A 15234-nucleotide genomic window follows, 5' to 3' on the forward strand; every position below is an offset into this window, starting at 1 on the left:
CGGCTGCCATGATCACACCAGCCACGCCGAGATCGTCCCACCTCGGACAAGCCGAACTGGACCTCAGAGTTCTGGAATGAAGACGGGCTCGATACCCATGACGGCGACACCCTCGCGAACGGAAGCAACGAACTGCCGAATCTCCACTACGAGGACGCCCCAGGAGACGGGTGTGGTCCGGAACTCCGGCGAGAAGACCGAGCCAACCCGCCAGCCTTCCTCGGAGCCCACCATGCGGATCAGGCCCGGTGCCGCCTGCATCGAGTCAAGCTCGAAATCATCCCCGCTGGCAGCCGCGCTCTGGAGCCAGGGCGCCAAGTGGTAGGCCAGTTCAGCCACAGGGAACGCTTCCTCGGACCACACCGAACGTCCGTCTTCCCAGATGGACAACTCTGCCTCAATGTCGAGGAGGAGCACCTCCAAGGGCGCCTCGTGCAGGGCAAGACCGCGCCGCGGCAGGTCCGACCGTCCAAAGTTCCGGCAGACGAACCGCATCGCCCGGCCTCCAACCCGATCTGAGGCCCGCTACACGTCCAGGCCACCCAAAGACGGATAACCGTAGCAATTCATGCCAGGTGCCCCGAGGGCGAGTAGGACTTGGGCCAGGACATCTTCCCCGCACCCGCGGGGATGGGGCCACGAAGGCGCGTGAGCTGACCGGCGAGATGTGTTCCCCGGACCCGCGGCGCGCAATGCGTGCGGGTCCGGCCCTATCTTTCGCTGCGGGTCCGGAGCCGGTACGTACTGTGGTGAGCAGTGTCTACGGCCAGCCGTGCTCGGTCAGGTCGTCGTGTTCTTGCAGGTAGCCGAGGAGTCCTTCCTTGGGGTATTCGATGATGTCGTGGGGCAGCTCGTGGACGCTGAACCATGCAAGGTCCAGGCATTTGGCCGGTTCCCGGTTGACCGGCTCCCCGTGCCACCGGGTGGCGAGGAAGAAGAATCCGATGCGTTCCACGGTCTGGTCTTGCTGGTGGTGCACGACGTGGACCAGGCGCAGGTGGTCGGGGTCGACCTCGACACCGGTCTCTTCCAGCAGTTCGCGTGCGGCTCCGGCGCGCAGGGGCTCGCCTCGGTCGAGTTTGCCTGAGGGCATGTGCCAGCGGCCGTAGCCGTAGGGGCCGCCGCGCTGGGAGAAGAGCAGCTTGTCGCCGTCGCGGAGGATGACGTGGGTGTCGATAACGGGTTGGGCGGGTTGCGGGTTCATGGTTCCTGGGGGGCCGGCGGGTTCGGTGGGACTGCCGACGCTACCGGGAGTCGGGGGAGGGCGTCGGCGATGGTGGTTGCGATCTGGGGCGGGGTGGCGTGAGTGCTGTCGATGGCCAGAACCTTCACGTTCGCGTCGGTGAGGGTCTGCGCGGTCTGGGCGTAGAGGTCGACTTCGCGGCTGGGCATGGTGGGGTCCAGGTGGAAGCGGTGGCGGACTCCGCGCCGGGCTATCCGCTCGGTGATCAGACCCGGCGACGCGGTCAGGATCACCGCGAGATCGGGCATCAGGATGTCCGCGTTCAGGTCGAGCAGAAAGTGCAGCGGCACGCCGTCGAGCTGCTGCAAGACCAGCGTTGAGGCGACGTAGCGGTCACAGAGGACCGCGTCGCCGGCGTCGAGCCCGGGGCTGATCTCCTGCTCAATGTGCGCGTAGCGGTCCGCGGTGACCAGGCAGGCCAGGGCGTATCCGTGGATGGTGTCGGCGTTGTGGCGGGTGAAAGCACCGAGCGTGCTGGTGGAGGGCTCCGCCGTCTTGCGTACAGCAATGCCGCGCCTGGTCAGCTCCTGGTGCAGGGCCTTGATGACGGTCGATTTACCGACGCCGCTGGGTCCGTCGAGGGTGATGAACAGGCCGCGTCGCCGCGTCACGCCGCGTCCTCCGCGGGCGCCTGACTGCGCTCGTGCTGCTCGCGGGTGATGGTGGCCAGGATGGAGCGGACTTCGTCGAGAGGGACGTCACCGAACTGGATGCCGACGGAGAAGTTGAACTCGTCGCGTTGACGCATCGACTCCTCGGCCCCGTCGTCGGTCAGGTCGACGTCGCCGTACGCGAGGAGCGTGTCGGGATCGTGGCCCGCCGCGGTAAGGGTCTGCCACACGGGGGTTCCGGGGTAGGGGCGGAACTCGAATGAGCTGACGCGGACGTTGCCGGGGCTGGCGTCTGCGATGTGCCACAGGTTGCGGATGTGGCGGACGGTCGCCTGGATGTCGTCGTGGCTCTCGCCGGGGTATCCGAGGATGAAGTAGCCCTTCACGTCGATGCCGTGCTGGACCAGACGGCGGGTGACGCGCTCAGTCATCTCGGCGTTGATGCGTTTGTCCATGGCCTGGAGCATGCGGTCACTGCCGGACTCGATCCCCAGGGCGACCTCGCGAAGGCCGTTGGTGACCAGGCGGTCCAGCTCACGGTCGGATACCCGGTCCAGGACGTTGATGCGGCCGGTGGCATCCCACACATACCGCTCGCCGATCTGATGGCGGGTGAAGGCCTGCATCTGCTCCTCGATGACCCGGCCGACGCCGAGGAACAGGTCGTCGACGAACCGGAAGGCCGTCACTCCGTACTCGTCGTGGAGCATGTGGAGTTCCCCGATGATGTTCTCCGGATCGCGGACGCGGATCAGGACATCGGGATTGGCGCTGACCGCTGCGCCGCAGAAGGTGCAGTTGTAGGGGCAGCCCCTGGACCCGACGATGTTCGCCTCCATGTGCCCGGTGTCGGCCGCGTTTTGCAGGTGCACGGTGCTGCGGCGCAGGGCCAGACGCCGGTCCGTCTGGGTGGGAGCGGCACGGTAGGGGTCTTGGGGGAGGAAGGCGCGGTTGACGTAGGGCAGGGCGTTGATGTCGGGGCCGAGCATCCGGGCCCTGTGCTCCTGGTCGACCATTAGGCCAGCCGCCCGTGTACCCAGCAGCCGGTCCCGCCACACCACGCCGGGCAGTTCGCGGCGGTTTTGCTCGTCCGCGAGGAGGGCGGTGACCCGCAGCTCCCCTTCACCAAGCACCAGTGCCCGCAGGTTGGCCATGCGCGGATCGGCCAGGACACGGTCCGGCATGGCCTTGGCGTTGTGGCCGCCGACCATCAGCGCGATGGCCGGGTCGAGCCGGGCCGCGATACGCGCGGACATCTCGTAGGTGGGGGCCAGGAGGTTCATGGCCGCCCACCGCGGCTCCGCGGCGTTGACGATCTTTGCCGTCTCGGTGATGCCGAGCCCGTGGGCTTCGGCGTCCAGGACACCGACGTTGAAGCCGGCCTGCTGCGCGTAGGTGGCGATGTAGGCCATGCCCAGGACCGGCAGGGTGTAGTCGTTGGTGCGCGGTCGTTGGTCGTAGTCGCGCAGCGGCGCGTTGACGAACAGCGCGTCGAGGGAGCGGGTTGGATCGGCGCCCGAGATCAGCGGTAGCTGGGACATTGATCCTCCTGGTCATGGGGCGCGTGAGCCCCAGGTGAGGGTGGAGAGGGTCAGAGTGTGCAGGGCGGTGCTGTCGTCTCCGGCCATGGCGGTCCACATCGGGCCAAAGGCCTTGTCCTTCTTGTCGGGCCAGGCGTGGTCGGGTGCGATCTGCGCGGCCCAGGTACGTACGGCGAGGTCGTCGTGCGGGTAGATGCTGAAGTCGCCGGTGTAGTCGGCCGCCGCAGCGGCTGCGGTCCACGGCCCGATGCGCGGCACGCTGGTCAGCGCGGCCACCAGGTCGCCGGCCGTCATCCGCTGCCAGTGCCAGAAGTACCGCTCGTGATGGGACGCAGCGGCCTGGAGGACGGAGCGGTGGAACTTGGTGCCCACGTCGGCGAACTGGTTGTCGGCGAGCGCCAGGACCTGTTCCGCGGTGGGGGCCAGGGCAAGTTCGCCGTGCGGGGTATCGAGCGTGGTGCCGTACGTCTTGCACCACGTCCGGTACAGCTTGCGGGCCTGCCCGGCGCGCACGACCTGCCGCAGGATGGCGGTCGTGATCGCGTCCCACAACCACGGGTTGGCCAGACGCCGTGTCGGCCCCAACTCGTGGAGGCCGGACTTGAGCGCGGCGGGGGTGGCACCGGGCAGACGCGCGGGGTCGGTGGTGACGACTCTCGGCTTGTCGTCCTCCGTTCCGTGCACGCAAGCCATGTGCAGGCCCTCGCGGTCCCACGACAGGACCCAGACCCCGGACGTGGTACGTACGGCGCGAGCGCGGCCCCCGCTTCCGGTCTCGATCCAGGCGGGGTGATCAGTCGTCAGAATGCCGGTCATGAAGTGCTCCTCGTGTGGTGCGGTTGGTGAGCCGTAGCCTCTCGCGTCACGGCGGGGTGGCGCGCGCGGCTACGGAATGCGGGCCTGGATCAGTCGATGCGGCCGCGCCGACGAGGTAGGTGCGCATCAGCTGGTATCCGCCCACGGTCGCGGGCCGGGATGACGGGTCGGTGACAGCGATGTCAGTGAGCCGCTTCAGGTGTCCACGAAGCCGCTCAATCAGTGCCCCGGCAGTAGCCGCTCGCGGCGCCTGGCTACCGATCGACGCGTCGAGGTCGTCGACGCTCGCAATGACGAAGAAGGGCTCCTGAGCGGTGATCCGTTCCAGGACACGCCGCAGCTCGTTCTGGCTGAGGGGGATTGCCACGCGGGGGCTGGCGAGGCGGCCCTCCTGGCGGGCGCGGCCGCGCTCATTGTTCGCTCCCGGTGACAACGGGAATCGTGCACCAGATCCTCTCGCCGTCCGGGCTGGAGCCCCATGTGCCGCTGCGAGCCTCGGTCACTGTCTGAACGATGAGGAGCCCACGGCCGGTTTCGGCGTCCTCGCTGGGCTGTTGCACCTTGGGAGGCTGGCTGGTCCCGTCCTTCACTTCCAGATGCAGGCGTCGGTCGACGAACGTGAGCGACAGCGCAATGTCGGTTTGGCCGTGGTTGTGCTCGATAGCGTTCGTGACCAACTCGGAGACAAGTAGCGTGACGTCATCGGCCAATGCGGAAAGACAGCAGTACTCCAGGCGCGCTCGAACCAGTCGGCGCATCTCCGCTACGCGCATGGCGTCCTGCACGGGGACCGGCCCGCCCTCGTTGCGGGGGCTGATGGAGAAGCACACGGCCCACACGTCGCGAGCGGGCATGTTGTGCAGCGGGGGCGCCTCGCCGGCCGCCCGGGTCGCCGTCATGACGCTGCTGCGCTGTGATCCCCGCGCAGCGGCTGCCGGAACAGGCCGTGGTGCGCTGGAGGGCGGGCGAGGCGCCAAATGCCCGGTACCCGAGGTCTGACTACCATCTGTTCTTTGGGCATGCCCAAAGTGTCGCGAGTTCGCCGACCGTGCTGAAAGGCCCAGCTGGTTACCCAACTTGGGTATCATCACCAGTGGTGACAGGAAGCAACGTTAAGTAGTCCGTGGGAGCTTCGCGATGACCAAGTCGGCGGCCCGTGCGCAGGAGCTTCCTGCCGGGCTGCTCACCGACCCGGAGATGCTCGACGCGTGCCGGGAACGCGACTTCGCCCGCGTGTTCCGGATGGTGAAGGCCAGGGCGGGCATCTACCCCTCCATGATCGCCAGGAGGTGCGAGCTGACGCCGAGCCGTGTCGGCGAAGTCATCGCCGGCCGCCGCCAGTTGCTCCACATGGACGTTGTCGAGCGCATCGCGGACGGTCTGCGCATCCCAGGCCATATGCTCGGGCTGGCGCGACGGCCCTGGGAAACACCGCCGACCCTGGCCATCACCGAGCAGGCCAAGCCGCACGAACCGCAAGCGCAGACGAGAACGTCCACATCACTGCCTGGTCCGGATGTTGACAGCATCTTGGCGTTGACCACCAGTGGGGCCCTCAGCACAGCCACGCTTGAGGCGTTCCAGTCGTCCATCGAGGACTACTGGCGCCGGGACGACCAGCACGGGGGAGAGGCGCTGCGGCCGGCCATTGTCGGGCAATTGCGTTATGTGGTCGATCTCTTGCAGGACAACCGGTCTCCCTCGATCCAGGACGGCCTTCACGGAGTCGCGGCTGAGTTGGCGCGCCTCGCCGGATGGACCTACTTCGACGCGCGCCAGTACAACCAGGCCCGCGCCTATTTCACCCAGGCGCTGCAACTGGCCAGAGAGATCGATGACCGGCAGGCCATGGCCAACGTTCTGGCCTGCATGAGCCTTCAGGCGACCTACCAGGACAAACCCGCAGATTCACTGGCCTTTGTTACTGCTGCCCAGGACCAGGTTCGGTCGGTCGCCGGCAGTACCCCACGCGTGTTCTCGATGTTGGCCATGCGTGAGGCCTACGCGCACGCCACCCTCGGAAACAGGGGCTCCACCCGCCGGGCGATCGGGGAGGCGCACCGCTACTTCGAGGAGATCCAGGAGGGTGACCTCGATCCTGCGTGGGTGAGCTACTTCGACGAGCCGAAGCTCATAGTGGATACCGGCATCGCCCACGGGCGGCTCGGCGAGGCGTCGACCGCCGAGCCTCTGATCGCGGACGCGCTACGGCGGGAAGACCACGCCAATCAGCGCGGCCGGGCATTCCACACGTTCTGGCTGGCACGTACACAGCTGGACCAGGGCAAGCTCGACCAGGCATGCCATACGGCGACGCAAGCCCTGGGCCCGGCGTCCGCAGTGGCATCAGAGCGGGTGACGGGCCATCTCAGGGAATTCTACGACCAGTTGGCGCCGCACCGGCAGGAGCCGGTAGCCCTGGCCTTCGAGGCACAGCTACGGGCCCTCCTGCCGCTCAGCGGAACGATTCATCCATGAGCAGGTACAGCAGACCGACGAGCGACCCGCTGCTCACGATCTCCTTACGGTCGATCATTCCGCGGATCTGCGAGAGGGGAATCCACTCGATGCGGTCCGACTCGTTCTTCTCGGTCGGCGGCCCCACATAGACGGCGCCGTCGATACGGAAGACATGGTGCTGTGAGTCAGTGATCCCGTTGGCGGGCTCGGCGTAGACGAGCGCCTTGATGGGACCGGCCCGGTAACCCGTCTCCTCCAATACCTCGCGCCCCGCCGCCTCCTCGGGAGTCTCCCCCTCCTCCACCAGCCCCATCGGCAACTCCCAGGCCCACGAGCTGGTGATGAAGCGATGGCGCCACATCATCAGGACCTCTTGGCGATCGTTCACGACGGCGGCCACAGCCAGATGGCGAAGACGCACGACGTGGTACTCCCACCTGCGCCCGTCGGGCTGCTGGACGTCCACCAAACACAGGTTCACCCACTTGTTGGTGTAGACCTGTCGTTCACCATGGGTCTTCCACTCCATACCTGCGGCCCCTCTCGATCGGTCTACAGGATCGCAGACCGGTGGACGGCTTGAGCAGGAACGACTCTTTTCGCGTCAGCTTGACGAGAGTTCTCAGCAAGGGTGCGCGCTCAGCAGCTCTCGGCCGTCGCCAGCGGGCCCTCCTCGAGCGTGACTCCCCACTGCGATGAGGGCCTCGAGCTGTCACCATCGACGTACTTCGCCCGCAAGAAGCGGCCGAAGTCGGCCCGCCGGCTCCGCGACGAGACGCTCATGCTGCTGATCGAGGAGATCCACGCGGAGTCGGGCGGCACCTATGGCGCCCGCAGGATCACCCGCGCGCTTCGGCGCAAAGGCGTCGTCGTGGCCCGCTGCGCGGTCGCGCGGCTGATGGCCGAGCTGGGCCTGGAGGGCGTCATCCGTGGACGGCGCCGCCGCACCACGGTCCCCCGGAGCCGTCGGCACCCCGGCCGCCGGACCTGGTCGACCGCGATTTCACTGCAAGCCAGCCGGACCAACTGTGGGTGGCGGACACGACATATGTCCGCACCTGGTCCGGCTGGGCATATGTGGCGTTCGTCCTGGACGTGTGCTCGCGGATGATCGTCGGCTGGCAGGTCGCGCACCATATGCGAACAGAACTGCCGCTGGGCGCACTGGAGATGGCTCTGTGGAGGCGGCGGATCAAGAAGGACTCCGGCCTTGTCCATCACAGCGACCGCGGGTCGCAATACGTGTCAATTCGATACACCGACCGACTCGCGGACATCGGCGCCTCTGCCTCCGTCGGGTCGGTCGCGGACTCGTACGACAGCGCAATGGCCGAGGCGCTGAACGGCACCTTCAAGGCCGAACTCATCGAGATGCAGGGCCCCTGGAAGGACGTCGACCAGGTCGAACGGACGATCTTCCAGTGGGTCACCTGGTACAACGAAGAACGCTTTCACTCCGCGCTCGACTACGTACCACCCGCCGAGTACGAGGAAGTCTTCTGGCGAAGCCAAGAGCAGACCTCACAGTCTGCCTGAACCAAGACCATCGGACTCTACGAAACTCGGGGCAGCTCAGTCGTCTTGTTCGGCGCCACTGGGCTGCGCATCATTGAGCCCTCGCACAACACTGGGATGGAGCTCGCCATGGTGGCACCCGAAGCAGCCGCGGTCGTCAGGGCCAGTAGCAGCGTGTTGCGGAGCGTCGTGAACCAGAGCACGGGAACGCCCGCATTGCCGAACATGCACGAAGGCTTGATTGAGCTGCACGAGATTCTTCGCGAGTGGTGCGAGGCCGCGCGGACCACGGGCAAGGTGGTCGACCTGATCCTTGCGGATCAACCTCACTTGGCCCGAGCCGCGCATCCGCGCAGCAATGAGTACGGCGGGCCCATTCCCTTCCGGCGTTCCTTCGCCCGGAGCACCATGGCGCGTCGCACCCATCGCGAGATCGCCGCCCTGATGTCTCCTTCGGCTCCTGTCGCCCAGAGGTGGAGCGGGACAAAGCGCCGCCAAGCCGCCCGGCGGAACCTGCGCAGCATGATGCACGTCTACTGCCCCGATCTCCTCGAGGAGTTCGATCAAGCCGTTGAAGCGCGGGTTGCGTGGATCGACACTCATCACGCCGAGCTCGACGAAGTGATCCGAAACAGACGCGGTGATGGTCGGCTTTCAGAGCTTCGATACGAGATGACTGCCACCACGGAACAGCTGGAGACTGTGCAAGCAGCGCTTAATACCCTCATCAGGGAGCGGTTTCCGCTGGGGGTTACGCCCGACTGACTTCAGGCGAAAGGAAGCTGGGGTGCGCCCGCAGCTGGGCCGCTGTCGGCGACGGCAGAACTCCTGGCACAGCCAACGCCGGGAAATCGGAACCTAGTTAAACGTAGATGTCGAAGACCAGCGCCGTTGCCACCAAGGGAGCGACGCAGTCGGCCGAGCAGTTCGCGACGAGCGCGACTGGGTCACCGGCGGGCCCGGGTCGTTGGCTCACCCGCCAGGCGGCGCGGTCCGCCCAGTTCAGTACTCCCCACCGGCGTGGGGGTGTTGCGGATCGTCGATGACGGAACAGCACCCGCGGGCGGGACGAGATGGAGGGCCGACAGCGCCGACCGGGAGCTGTCCATCGGCCGCAGGCCGATCGGCTGGTGGCAGCGCTCGCTCACGCCACTGCGCTGAGGGAATCTGGGTCGAAGTCCTGTACGCCGCTAAACGGCGGGAGTTCACGTGACCGAATGTCGTACTCGACACATGCTCGGGGTGGTGCTTCGCTTGTGGCATGGCATCGATTCGTCTCACGCGCCCGACACTTGAAGTGATCAGAGTGCTGATGGCGTCCACTCCCGCCGAGCCGGCCTGGGGACTGAAGATCTGCGAGGAGGCCGACCTGGGGTCCGGGACGGTGTATCCCATCCTGGAGCGCCTGGTCGATGCGGGATGGATCACCCGGTACGAGGAGACGGCCGAGCACCCCGGGCGGCCCAAGCGTTTCTACTATCAACTCACCGCCGCCGGTCAGCGTGCAGCCCAGCAGGCCAGGCAGACAAAGCCCCGGCTCTTCGGGATGCGCACCGCGGCCGAAGGGGGCAGCACGTGAGCAGCAACGAGCGCCCCCCTGAGGCTCCCGGCGCCGGTCTGATGGCGGTCGTGGCGGTGCTGGCACCGGTGCTGTCCGGCGCACTGGCGGCCGTGCTGCTCCTTGCCGGTTACCTCCTCAAGTTGTTCGATCCGCAAGCGGCGATCACCCAGATCCTGTTCACCGGGGGATGGGTGTTCGGCGCTCTGACGGCGGCTGCGATCCTGCTCGCCGCGGCCGGCCTGCTGCTGACCGCGCTGCGCAACAGCGAGCGGACAGCGACACAGGACCCTCACGCCGCTCCGACGCGCACGGATGCTCCCAGCAGGACCGGCCTGCGGACAATGGACTTCGCTTCCTTTGTCGCCGGAGGCCGCCGGGCGCACCTGCGCGAAGAGTGGGCCGCAGTTCTTGCCGGCGACCCGGGACATGGCATCGTCCTTACGCCGCGCCGCAGGAGGCGCTACGCCACGGGCTTTCTCTGGGCGGCGCTTCGGATGCGGCTGGGTGACATGGTTGCTCCGCTGTGGGTGCCGGTGGACTGGCTGCTGTCGGGGGAGTCACGCACGCACGGATTCATCGCGCTGGCCGTCGGCGCCCAGCTCCTGTACATCCAGCACGAGGACGGCCTGCACGTGCTGGTCACCGAGGGCTGGGGCTGGTGCGCCGGCTGCGGTATCGCGCTGCGGCTGTTCGCCGGTTGGCTGCGCAGGGTGCGCGGCATCGAGCTCGCCGCGACGCGCGGGGAGCCCCGCGAGCGGTAGGTGCTCCAGCGCGGTGGCCGTCTGCTCGTCACCGGTCGGGGGCCAGGCGATTGCTCGGACGTAGCTGGCGGTCTCCTGGAAGCAGGCGGCGGTTGCTGCCTCTGCCGGGTAGGACGCCTCGCCTGCGGCCTCGTGCGGTGTGCTGTCCGTCGGGGTCCCGGCGGTGGTGAGGGCGCGCAGAACAGCCGCAGCTCTCGTCCCTGGAAGCGAAGGATCACCGGGACCAGGACGTCGGATGCGGCCGGTCGGCTCGAGGCGTCCTCGCGAGGGCCGGTACATGACATCCATGCTCGGCCGCGCGCCCTGGCCCGGCAGCGGGGACCGGCCCTCTGGCGCGGCCTGAGCCCGCGCCGTTGTGGGGCCCTGCCGTACACATGCCGCGTGCCCAGTGTCTCGATACCGGTGGCCGGCCGACCCGCCGACCAGAAAGGCGCTGTCCTCACCGGCTGCACCGGCCGGCGCCAACTGCGCAGCCGCGGCCGTTCCACGGGGACTTGGCGCTGCCGGTCCCCGCACGGTCCGGTGCTCTGCGGTCACCCCCAAGGAGGGAGGGGTGCGTGGGGGTGAGTGCCGCACCCGTATGTGCGGCGCCGCCTCGTCTTGCGGCTGTCAGGTGATGATGGTGTTGAAGAAGAGCACGCCGGCGATGAATGCGCCGCCTCCGGCGAGGAGTCCGCTGGCTAAAGCCCCTCCGGCAAGGACGGTCAGGGTTGCCGCTGCGGCGGTGGCCAGCACACCCAGCAGGAGGATGACCGCGGCGCGCTGGCTGAGCAGCGTGGTCTGCGGGGTGGGCGCAGGCGGCGTGCTCTGCGGGTGGGATGCGGGCGGGGTGGTGGGGTGCGGCTGCGGTTCACTGTGCTGGGTCATGCTGCCCTGGTCCTCCTGTGCGCGGTCATGGCCGTCTTCTTCTCGGTCAGATGCCCATGGTGTCCGGTTTGCCGCGTGCCCCAAAAGGGTCTGCTGTTGACAGTGCGAGATGGCAGCGACGCAGGTGTTGCCGGCTGCAGGTGTCAACGCTTTCCGGCTGCTGCGGCACGCAACAGCTCTGATAATGGAAGGTGTTGACGGAACGAGGGCGGTGGCATGAGCACCAGTAACACCACGGGGGCGGCGCGCTTGTCGCCGCTGAGCCCAGACCTCACCGCGGAGAAGCGGGCCTTCGTTGAGGATCTTCGGATGCTCTTTTGCAGTCTGGGCGTGGGCGTGCGGCGTTATGCCGCGCGCCGTCACCTGGATGCCAGTACGCTCACCCGTTATCTCAAGGGGGAGCGGCTCGCGTCCTGGGACTTCGTCGCCACACTGATCGCTGATCTTCGGGAAGGCGGATCACCGATCACCCTTGAGGCGGAGCAGCGCATCCGTGAGCTGCACCGCGAGGCCCAGCAGTCGAACAAGCCGGCAAGCAAGAGGCAGAAGCTGGAAGACCAGCTGGCACAGGCTGATGAGGAAGCCCGACGCAAGCGGGCGCACGCTCAGGCCTTGGAGGAGGCCCTGGTCGACCGGGTGCAGCGTCTGTCGCAGACCGAGGCGCGCTGCCACAAGCTGGTCGTCGAACTCGAGCAGCAGGCCCGGGCGCATCAGGCAGAAGTCGACGTGTGGCAGGGCGAATACGAACAGCTGGGACGGGAGTTTGACGACCTCCAGCAGGAGATCACCTATCTCAAGGAGGCCCTGGCCGTCACCCAGGCCGAACTGATCGCCGCCGAGGATCAGTGCCACATGCTGGAATCCCAGTTGGAGACCGTGCAAGGGCTGTGGCAGGAAGCAGTGGGTGTGCCCTCGCTGATGGCTGCACTGGAGGCCACCGACCGCAGCGCCTCCATCCCCGAACTCCTCACCGTGGTCAGTGATCTGGAGTCCAGGACCCACCGGGCCATGGCCAGCGAACTGGTCACCTCCGTCAGTAAATCCCGTAACGTCCATGAAGTGGCGGCGCTCCTGGCCGGTCTTGACGCAGCAGGACTCGGGTCGCATGCTCAGGCGGCGCTTCCGGTCCTGGCGCTTACCCGTTCCATCAGCGACCTGGGCTTGCTGGCAGCCGAGCTGCACCGCTCCAACCTGATCGACTGCGGCGCCCAGTTGCTGCAGGCGGCCGTGCAGCTCCATACAGCGCAGGACATCGCCGCATTCGCCGTGGCCCTCAACCGGGAGGAGCTGTGCGACCACGTCACCGTCCTGCTCGGTGCTTTTTGCGCCACTCGCCCTGTGGCGCACGTACTGGACCTGGTCACCGTGCTGGCCCCCACCGATCTGGCAACAGCCCTGCCGCACGCGCTGCGTGCCGCGGCGGCGGAACGGCCGGCACCAGACATCGTGGAGCTCAGCCGCACACTGGGCGCACAAGACTTTCGAGCCCTCACCAGCGCCCTTCAGGCCGCTGCCGTCGCTACCCGCTCCGCAACAGACGTCACCGAGCTGATCGAGAGCCTTTCGCGCCACGGCCTGCTGCAGGACGCCGACTTCGTCTTCGACAGCGCCCAGTCGCGCAGCACCGGGCACTTGGTGGCGCTGGTCTCCTCCCTGCGCATGGTGCGCAACCACGTCGCCGCCGCAGCCGTTTTGCAACGCGCGGCCTTGACACGTGCGCCCGCTGACATTGCCGTCCTGATCAACGATCTCCGGGCGACCGGCAACCAGACGCTCGCCTGCGACGTCCTGATCGAGTCTGCGGCCCGACGCTCGGCCCGCGACTTCTGGGCCCTTCTGGAGGCCCTGGACGAGGGGCACCGCGAGGTGCGGTGGCTGCTGGAGCACACCGCCAGAACCAGCAGCGCCAGTGATGCGGCCCTCCTCTTTCGCGCCGTGAGCGAGGTCGCACCGCCCTCTCACGCCGAGATCGTGCTGGCTTGCACGCTCAAGGAACGGCCCACCGGACACGCCGGGCACTTCCTGCGCATCCTCCATCACTCCGGGGCAGCCGTCCTTGAACTGCAGGCGCTGGGGGAGCGCGCCCGAACAATGGCCCCCACAGCGGTGGCGTCATGGGCGCTGGCGCTTGCCTCCGTTCACCTCGATGGGCACCTCGACATCGTCCTGCGTGAAGGAGGAGCCGCACGGGATGCCGGTGCAATCACCATCCTGCTCAGGCGAGTGGAGCGCCTCGACAGCCACCCGGTTCCGATGAGCGGCAGAATCTTCAGCCGCCTCGCGCACGCGTGCCTGGACTTGATGTCCGTGGAAGACCTTGTCGGCCTCGTCCTCGCCCTGGAGGCCGCCAGCCTCCACCTACACGCCGCCACCTTGACCCGCAGCGCACGTGCCCGCCATAGCGGCGCCTTCACATCCAGCCTGCGCAAAGCGCGCACCAGGAACGAGCAGAAGGTCCTCTCCACGAGATTTTGGAGGAGCCAGGGCGACGCACCCGGTCTCGCCGCGGGGTCAGAGGAGGCCTTGGTGCAGGGGGCGCCGGACAGGCGTCGACGCGGACGGCACCGGCGCAGCCAAGGCTCCTCATAGCCGCGCGTCCAGGGGCTTGCTGTGCAGGCCATCTTACGGGCGCGGGGAAACTGATGCGGCTCTGGTAGCCCAGGGGCGACAGGCAGCTCATGGGCGTCGCGGGTGCGGGCGCAAGATTTCGGCGAACGCCGGACAGTTCGTGGACCTGGGCAGGCATGGCGCCGGCCAGTAGGCCCTTGGGGCGGTGGGCCAGGCTTGTCGGGGGTCACTCAAGTGAGAAATCGTTTCTCCAGCACAGTTTTCATCTCTGGCGGCTCTCTTTCGTAACTCTGACGGGGGGTCCGAGCGTTGTACAGGTGAACAGGTCTGGTGGGCCCACGTCCTCCTTTACGGGGGAGTGGGTCCTTTTGCTGTCTGAGGCGCTGCTCCCCGGTGAAGGGGGCCAGGGCCTCTTCCGCTTTCCGCGGGATCGGGGCCGAAGTTGACCTGCCCACCGGACCGAACCAGGGCGCAGCGGCGGGTCTTGAAGCCAGCGGAGAGAGCAAGTGAACCGACCGAACGACGACATGGGCCTGACCACCCTGGTGCTGCTCGCGCTGGGGGGACTGGCGATGTTCATCGCCTACCGAGATCCTCGGCTGGGGCAGGCTCTGGGTATCGGTGCCGTCGTGATCACCGTCCTGGTCCTACTGCTTAAGGGGGGACGCCAGTAGCCGTCCAGTCGGCTCAGCTGGTGGCCCGGTCCTTCTCTGTGCCCCCGGCGGAGAGGAACCGGTGGTCGGGTAGTTGTCCCTCTCTGCGCGCCCCGCATGAGCAGGTCTGCCGCATCCGGTGATCCCCAGGCACTGTCACCGCGGACCATGAACGGGCGTGCGTCCCGCGTTCCCGCAGCGCCCGCACGGGTCGCTCGGGTGTCATGGGGGTGTGTCGTCGCATAGGGGTCTCGTGGGAGGGGTCCCAGTCCATGACCAGGCGCAAGCGCTGATGCGATCATCCCTGTACCCGCGGCGATGGCGCACCCGTCCGCATCGTGATCGACGACCGAGCCCAAGCGGAAGACGGCAGCGACGGGCCATTCGACCCTGTCGGCGACCAAGCCGCCCGCGGCTGGGTACGTCTGTGCCCCCCGCCCTCCCCGGTGCAGTGGGGGCAGGGCGGGTGGACAGCGACGGTCAGGCGGGGGAGGGGAGCGTGGTCGCCAGCGCCACAGTGCTGCGCAAGGCGGCCGATGTCACTGAACCGTTCCGGGTTTGATCGAGACTCTAGGTCGTGACTGTGACCTGGGGCTTCGTGGTTTCGCGGTAGTACGTGGTCTCGTATTCGGCAGGTG

General features: G+C 67.5%; 16 protein-coding genes and 1 pseudogene. 8 read left to right on the forward strand and 9 right to left on the reverse strand.

The genetic code is table 11. The features are described from left to right. Positions 1-63 precede the first annotated feature (63 nt). The 7 genes from ACWFRU_RS35070 to ACWFRU_RS35100 form a co-directional block, all read right to left on the reverse strand. Positions 64-495 carry a DUF7878 domain-containing protein gene (locus tag ACWFRU_RS35070; RefSeq protein WP_453692131.1) on the reverse strand — a complete coding sequence of 144 codons (432 nt, stop codon included), beginning with the start codon at positions 493-495 and terminating at the stop codon, positions 64-66. A 265-nt stretch (positions 496-760) separates the two neighbouring features. After that, a complete protein-coding gene (locus ACWFRU_RS35075; RefSeq protein WP_453692132.1) occupies positions 761-1204 on the reverse strand; it encodes an NUDIX hydrolase in 444 nt (147 codons plus the stop codon). Further along, complete coding sequence (gene tmk / locus ACWFRU_RS35080) at positions 1201-1854, reverse strand: dTMP kinase (protein WP_453692133.1); 654 nt, start codon at positions 1852-1854, stop codon at positions 1201-1203. The genes ACWFRU_RS35075 and tmk overlap by 4 nt, the downstream gene beginning before the upstream one ends. Next, positions 1851-3395, reverse strand: a complete 1545-nt coding sequence (locus tag ACWFRU_RS35085) for a B12-binding domain-containing radical SAM protein (protein WP_453692134.1) — start codon at positions 3393-3395, stop codon at positions 1851-1853. Before ACWFRU_RS35085 ends, tmk begins: the two co-directional genes overlap by 4 nt. A 12-nt stretch (positions 3396-3407) precedes the next feature. Then, the gene (locus tag ACWFRU_RS35090) at positions 3408-4211 is read right to left on the reverse strand and encodes a hypothetical protein (RefSeq protein ID WP_453692135.1); all 804 of its coding nucleotides are present in this window, start codon (positions 4209-4211) and stop codon (positions 3408-3410) included. A gap of 46 nt (positions 4212-4257) precedes the next feature. After that, complete coding sequence (locus ACWFRU_RS35095) at positions 4258-4578, reverse strand: hypothetical protein (RefSeq protein ID WP_453692136.1); 321 nt, start codon at positions 4576-4578, stop codon at positions 4258-4260. 43 nt (positions 4579-4621) lie between these two features. Further along, positions 4622-5110 carry an ATP-binding protein gene (locus ACWFRU_RS35100; protein ID WP_453692137.1) on the reverse strand — a complete coding sequence of 163 codons (489 nt, stop codon included), beginning with the start codon at positions 5108-5110 and terminating at the stop codon, positions 4622-4624. A gap of 238 nt (positions 5111-5348) precedes the next feature. On the opposite strand from ACWFRU_RS35100, the gene ACWFRU_RS35105 reads away from it, so the two are divergent. Next, complete coding sequence (locus ACWFRU_RS35105; protein ID WP_453692138.1) at positions 5349-6689, forward strand: helix-turn-helix domain-containing protein; 1341 nt, start codon at positions 5349-5351, stop codon at positions 6687-6689. Here ACWFRU_RS35105 and ACWFRU_RS35110 read toward each other — a convergent pair. Then, positions 6667-7200 (reverse strand): NUDIX hydrolase, encoded by a 534-nt coding sequence (locus tag ACWFRU_RS35110; RefSeq protein WP_453692139.1) that lies wholly within the window; start codon positions 7198-7200, stop codon positions 6667-6669. The two genes, ACWFRU_RS35105 and ACWFRU_RS35110, sit on opposite strands and share 23 nt — an antisense overlap. Positions 7201-7350: 150 nt before the next feature. On the opposite strand from ACWFRU_RS35110, the pseudogene ACWFRU_RS35115 reads away from it, so the two are divergent. The 5 genes and pseudogenes from ACWFRU_RS35115 to ACWFRU_RS35135 all read left to right on the forward strand — a co-directional run. Beyond that, positions 7351-7599 (forward strand): annotated as a pseudogene (locus ACWFRU_RS35115) (IS3 family transposase); the annotation flags it as partial. Continuing rightward, positions 7551-8207, forward strand: a complete 657-nt coding sequence (locus ACWFRU_RS35120; RefSeq protein ID WP_453692153.1) for an IS3 family transposase — start codon at positions 7551-7553, stop codon at positions 8205-8207. The pseudogene ACWFRU_RS35115 and the gene ACWFRU_RS35120, both read left to right, overlap by 49 nt. Before the next feature lie 96 nt (positions 8208-8303). Next, positions 8304-8951 carry a hypothetical protein gene (locus ACWFRU_RS35125; RefSeq protein WP_453692140.1) on the forward strand — a complete coding sequence of 216 codons (648 nt, stop codon included), beginning with the start codon at positions 8304-8306 and terminating at the stop codon, positions 8949-8951. A 496-nt stretch (positions 8952-9447) separates the two neighbouring features. Then, positions 9448-9765, forward strand: a complete 318-nt coding sequence (locus ACWFRU_RS35130; RefSeq protein ID WP_453692141.1) for a helix-turn-helix transcriptional regulator — start codon at positions 9448-9450, stop codon at positions 9763-9765. Continuing rightward, on the forward strand, positions 9762-10508 hold the full coding sequence (locus ACWFRU_RS35135) for a hypothetical protein (RefSeq protein ID WP_453692142.1): 747 nt from the start codon (positions 9762-9764) through the stop codon (positions 10506-10508). The genes ACWFRU_RS35130 and ACWFRU_RS35135 overlap by 4 nt, the downstream gene beginning before the upstream one ends. A gap of 609 nt (positions 10509-11117) precedes the next feature. On the opposite strand, the gene ACWFRU_RS35140 is transcribed toward ACWFRU_RS35135, so the two are convergent. Further along, the gene (locus tag ACWFRU_RS35140) at positions 11118-11375 is read right to left on the reverse strand and encodes a hypothetical protein (RefSeq protein WP_453692143.1); all 258 of its coding nucleotides are present in this window, start codon (positions 11373-11375) and stop codon (positions 11118-11120) included. A gap of 216 nt (positions 11376-11591) precedes the next feature. Here ACWFRU_RS35140 and ACWFRU_RS35145 point away from each other — a divergent pair, with 216 nt between their 5' ends. Both ACWFRU_RS35145 and ACWFRU_RS35150 read left to right on the forward strand, forming a co-directional pair. Then, on the forward strand, positions 11592-13964 hold the full coding sequence (locus tag ACWFRU_RS35145) for a hypothetical protein (RefSeq protein WP_453692144.1): 2373 nt from the start codon (positions 11592-11594) through the stop codon (positions 13962-13964). A 485-nt stretch (positions 13965-14449) separates the two neighbouring features. After that, positions 14450-14617, forward strand: a complete 168-nt coding sequence (locus ACWFRU_RS35150) for a hypothetical protein (protein ID WP_453692145.1) — start codon at positions 14450-14452, stop codon at positions 14615-14617. Positions 14618-15234 lie beyond the last annotated feature (617 nt).

This window comes from Streptomyces sp. NPDC055099, from assembly GCF_053607685.1.

What these genes read in the sequence shown, in the direction of transcription:
- ACWFRU_RS35125 (WP_453692140.1), top strand. Translation starts at nt 8,304, where the DNA reads ATGGAGCTCGCCATGGTGGCACCCGAAGCAGCCGCGGTCGTCAGGGCC.
- ACWFRU_RS35090 (WP_453692135.1), bottom strand. Translation starts at nt 4,211, where the DNA reads ATGACCGGCATTCTGACGACTGATCACCCCGCCTGGATCGAGACCGGA.
- ACWFRU_RS35110 (WP_453692139.1), bottom strand. Translation starts at nt 7,200, where the DNA reads ATGGAGTGGAAGACCCATGGTGAACGACAGGTCTACACCAACAAGTGG.
- ACWFRU_RS35075 (WP_453692132.1), bottom strand. Translation starts at nt 1,204, where the DNA reads ATGAACCCGCAACCCGCCCAACCCGTTATCGACACCCACGTCATCCTC.
- ACWFRU_RS35085 (WP_453692134.1), bottom strand. Translation starts at nt 3,395, where the DNA reads ATGTCCCAGCTACCGCTGATCTCGGGCGCCGATCCAACCCGCTCCCTC.
- ACWFRU_RS35140 (WP_453692143.1), bottom strand. Translation starts at nt 11,375, where the DNA reads ATGACCCAGCACAGTGAACCGCAGCCGCACCCCACCACCCCGCCCGCA.
- ACWFRU_RS35100 (WP_453692137.1), bottom strand. Translation starts at nt 5,110, where the DNA reads ATGACGGCGACCCGGGCGGCCGGCGAGGCGCCCCCGCTGCACAACATG.
- ACWFRU_RS35130 (WP_453692141.1), top strand. Translation starts at nt 9,448, where the DNA reads ATGGCATCGATTCGTCTCACGCGCCCGACACTTGAAGTGATCAGAGTG.
- ACWFRU_RS35105 (WP_453692138.1), top strand. Translation starts at nt 5,349, where the DNA reads ATGACCAAGTCGGCGGCCCGTGCGCAGGAGCTTCCTGCCGGGCTGCTC.
- ACWFRU_RS35145 (WP_453692144.1), top strand. Translation starts at nt 11,592, where the DNA reads ATGAGCACCAGTAACACCACGGGGGCGGCGCGCTTGTCGCCGCTGAGC.
- ACWFRU_RS35070 (WP_453692131.1), bottom strand. Translation starts at nt 495, where the DNA reads ATGCGGTTCGTCTGCCGGAACTTTGGACGGTCGGACCTGCCGCGGCGC.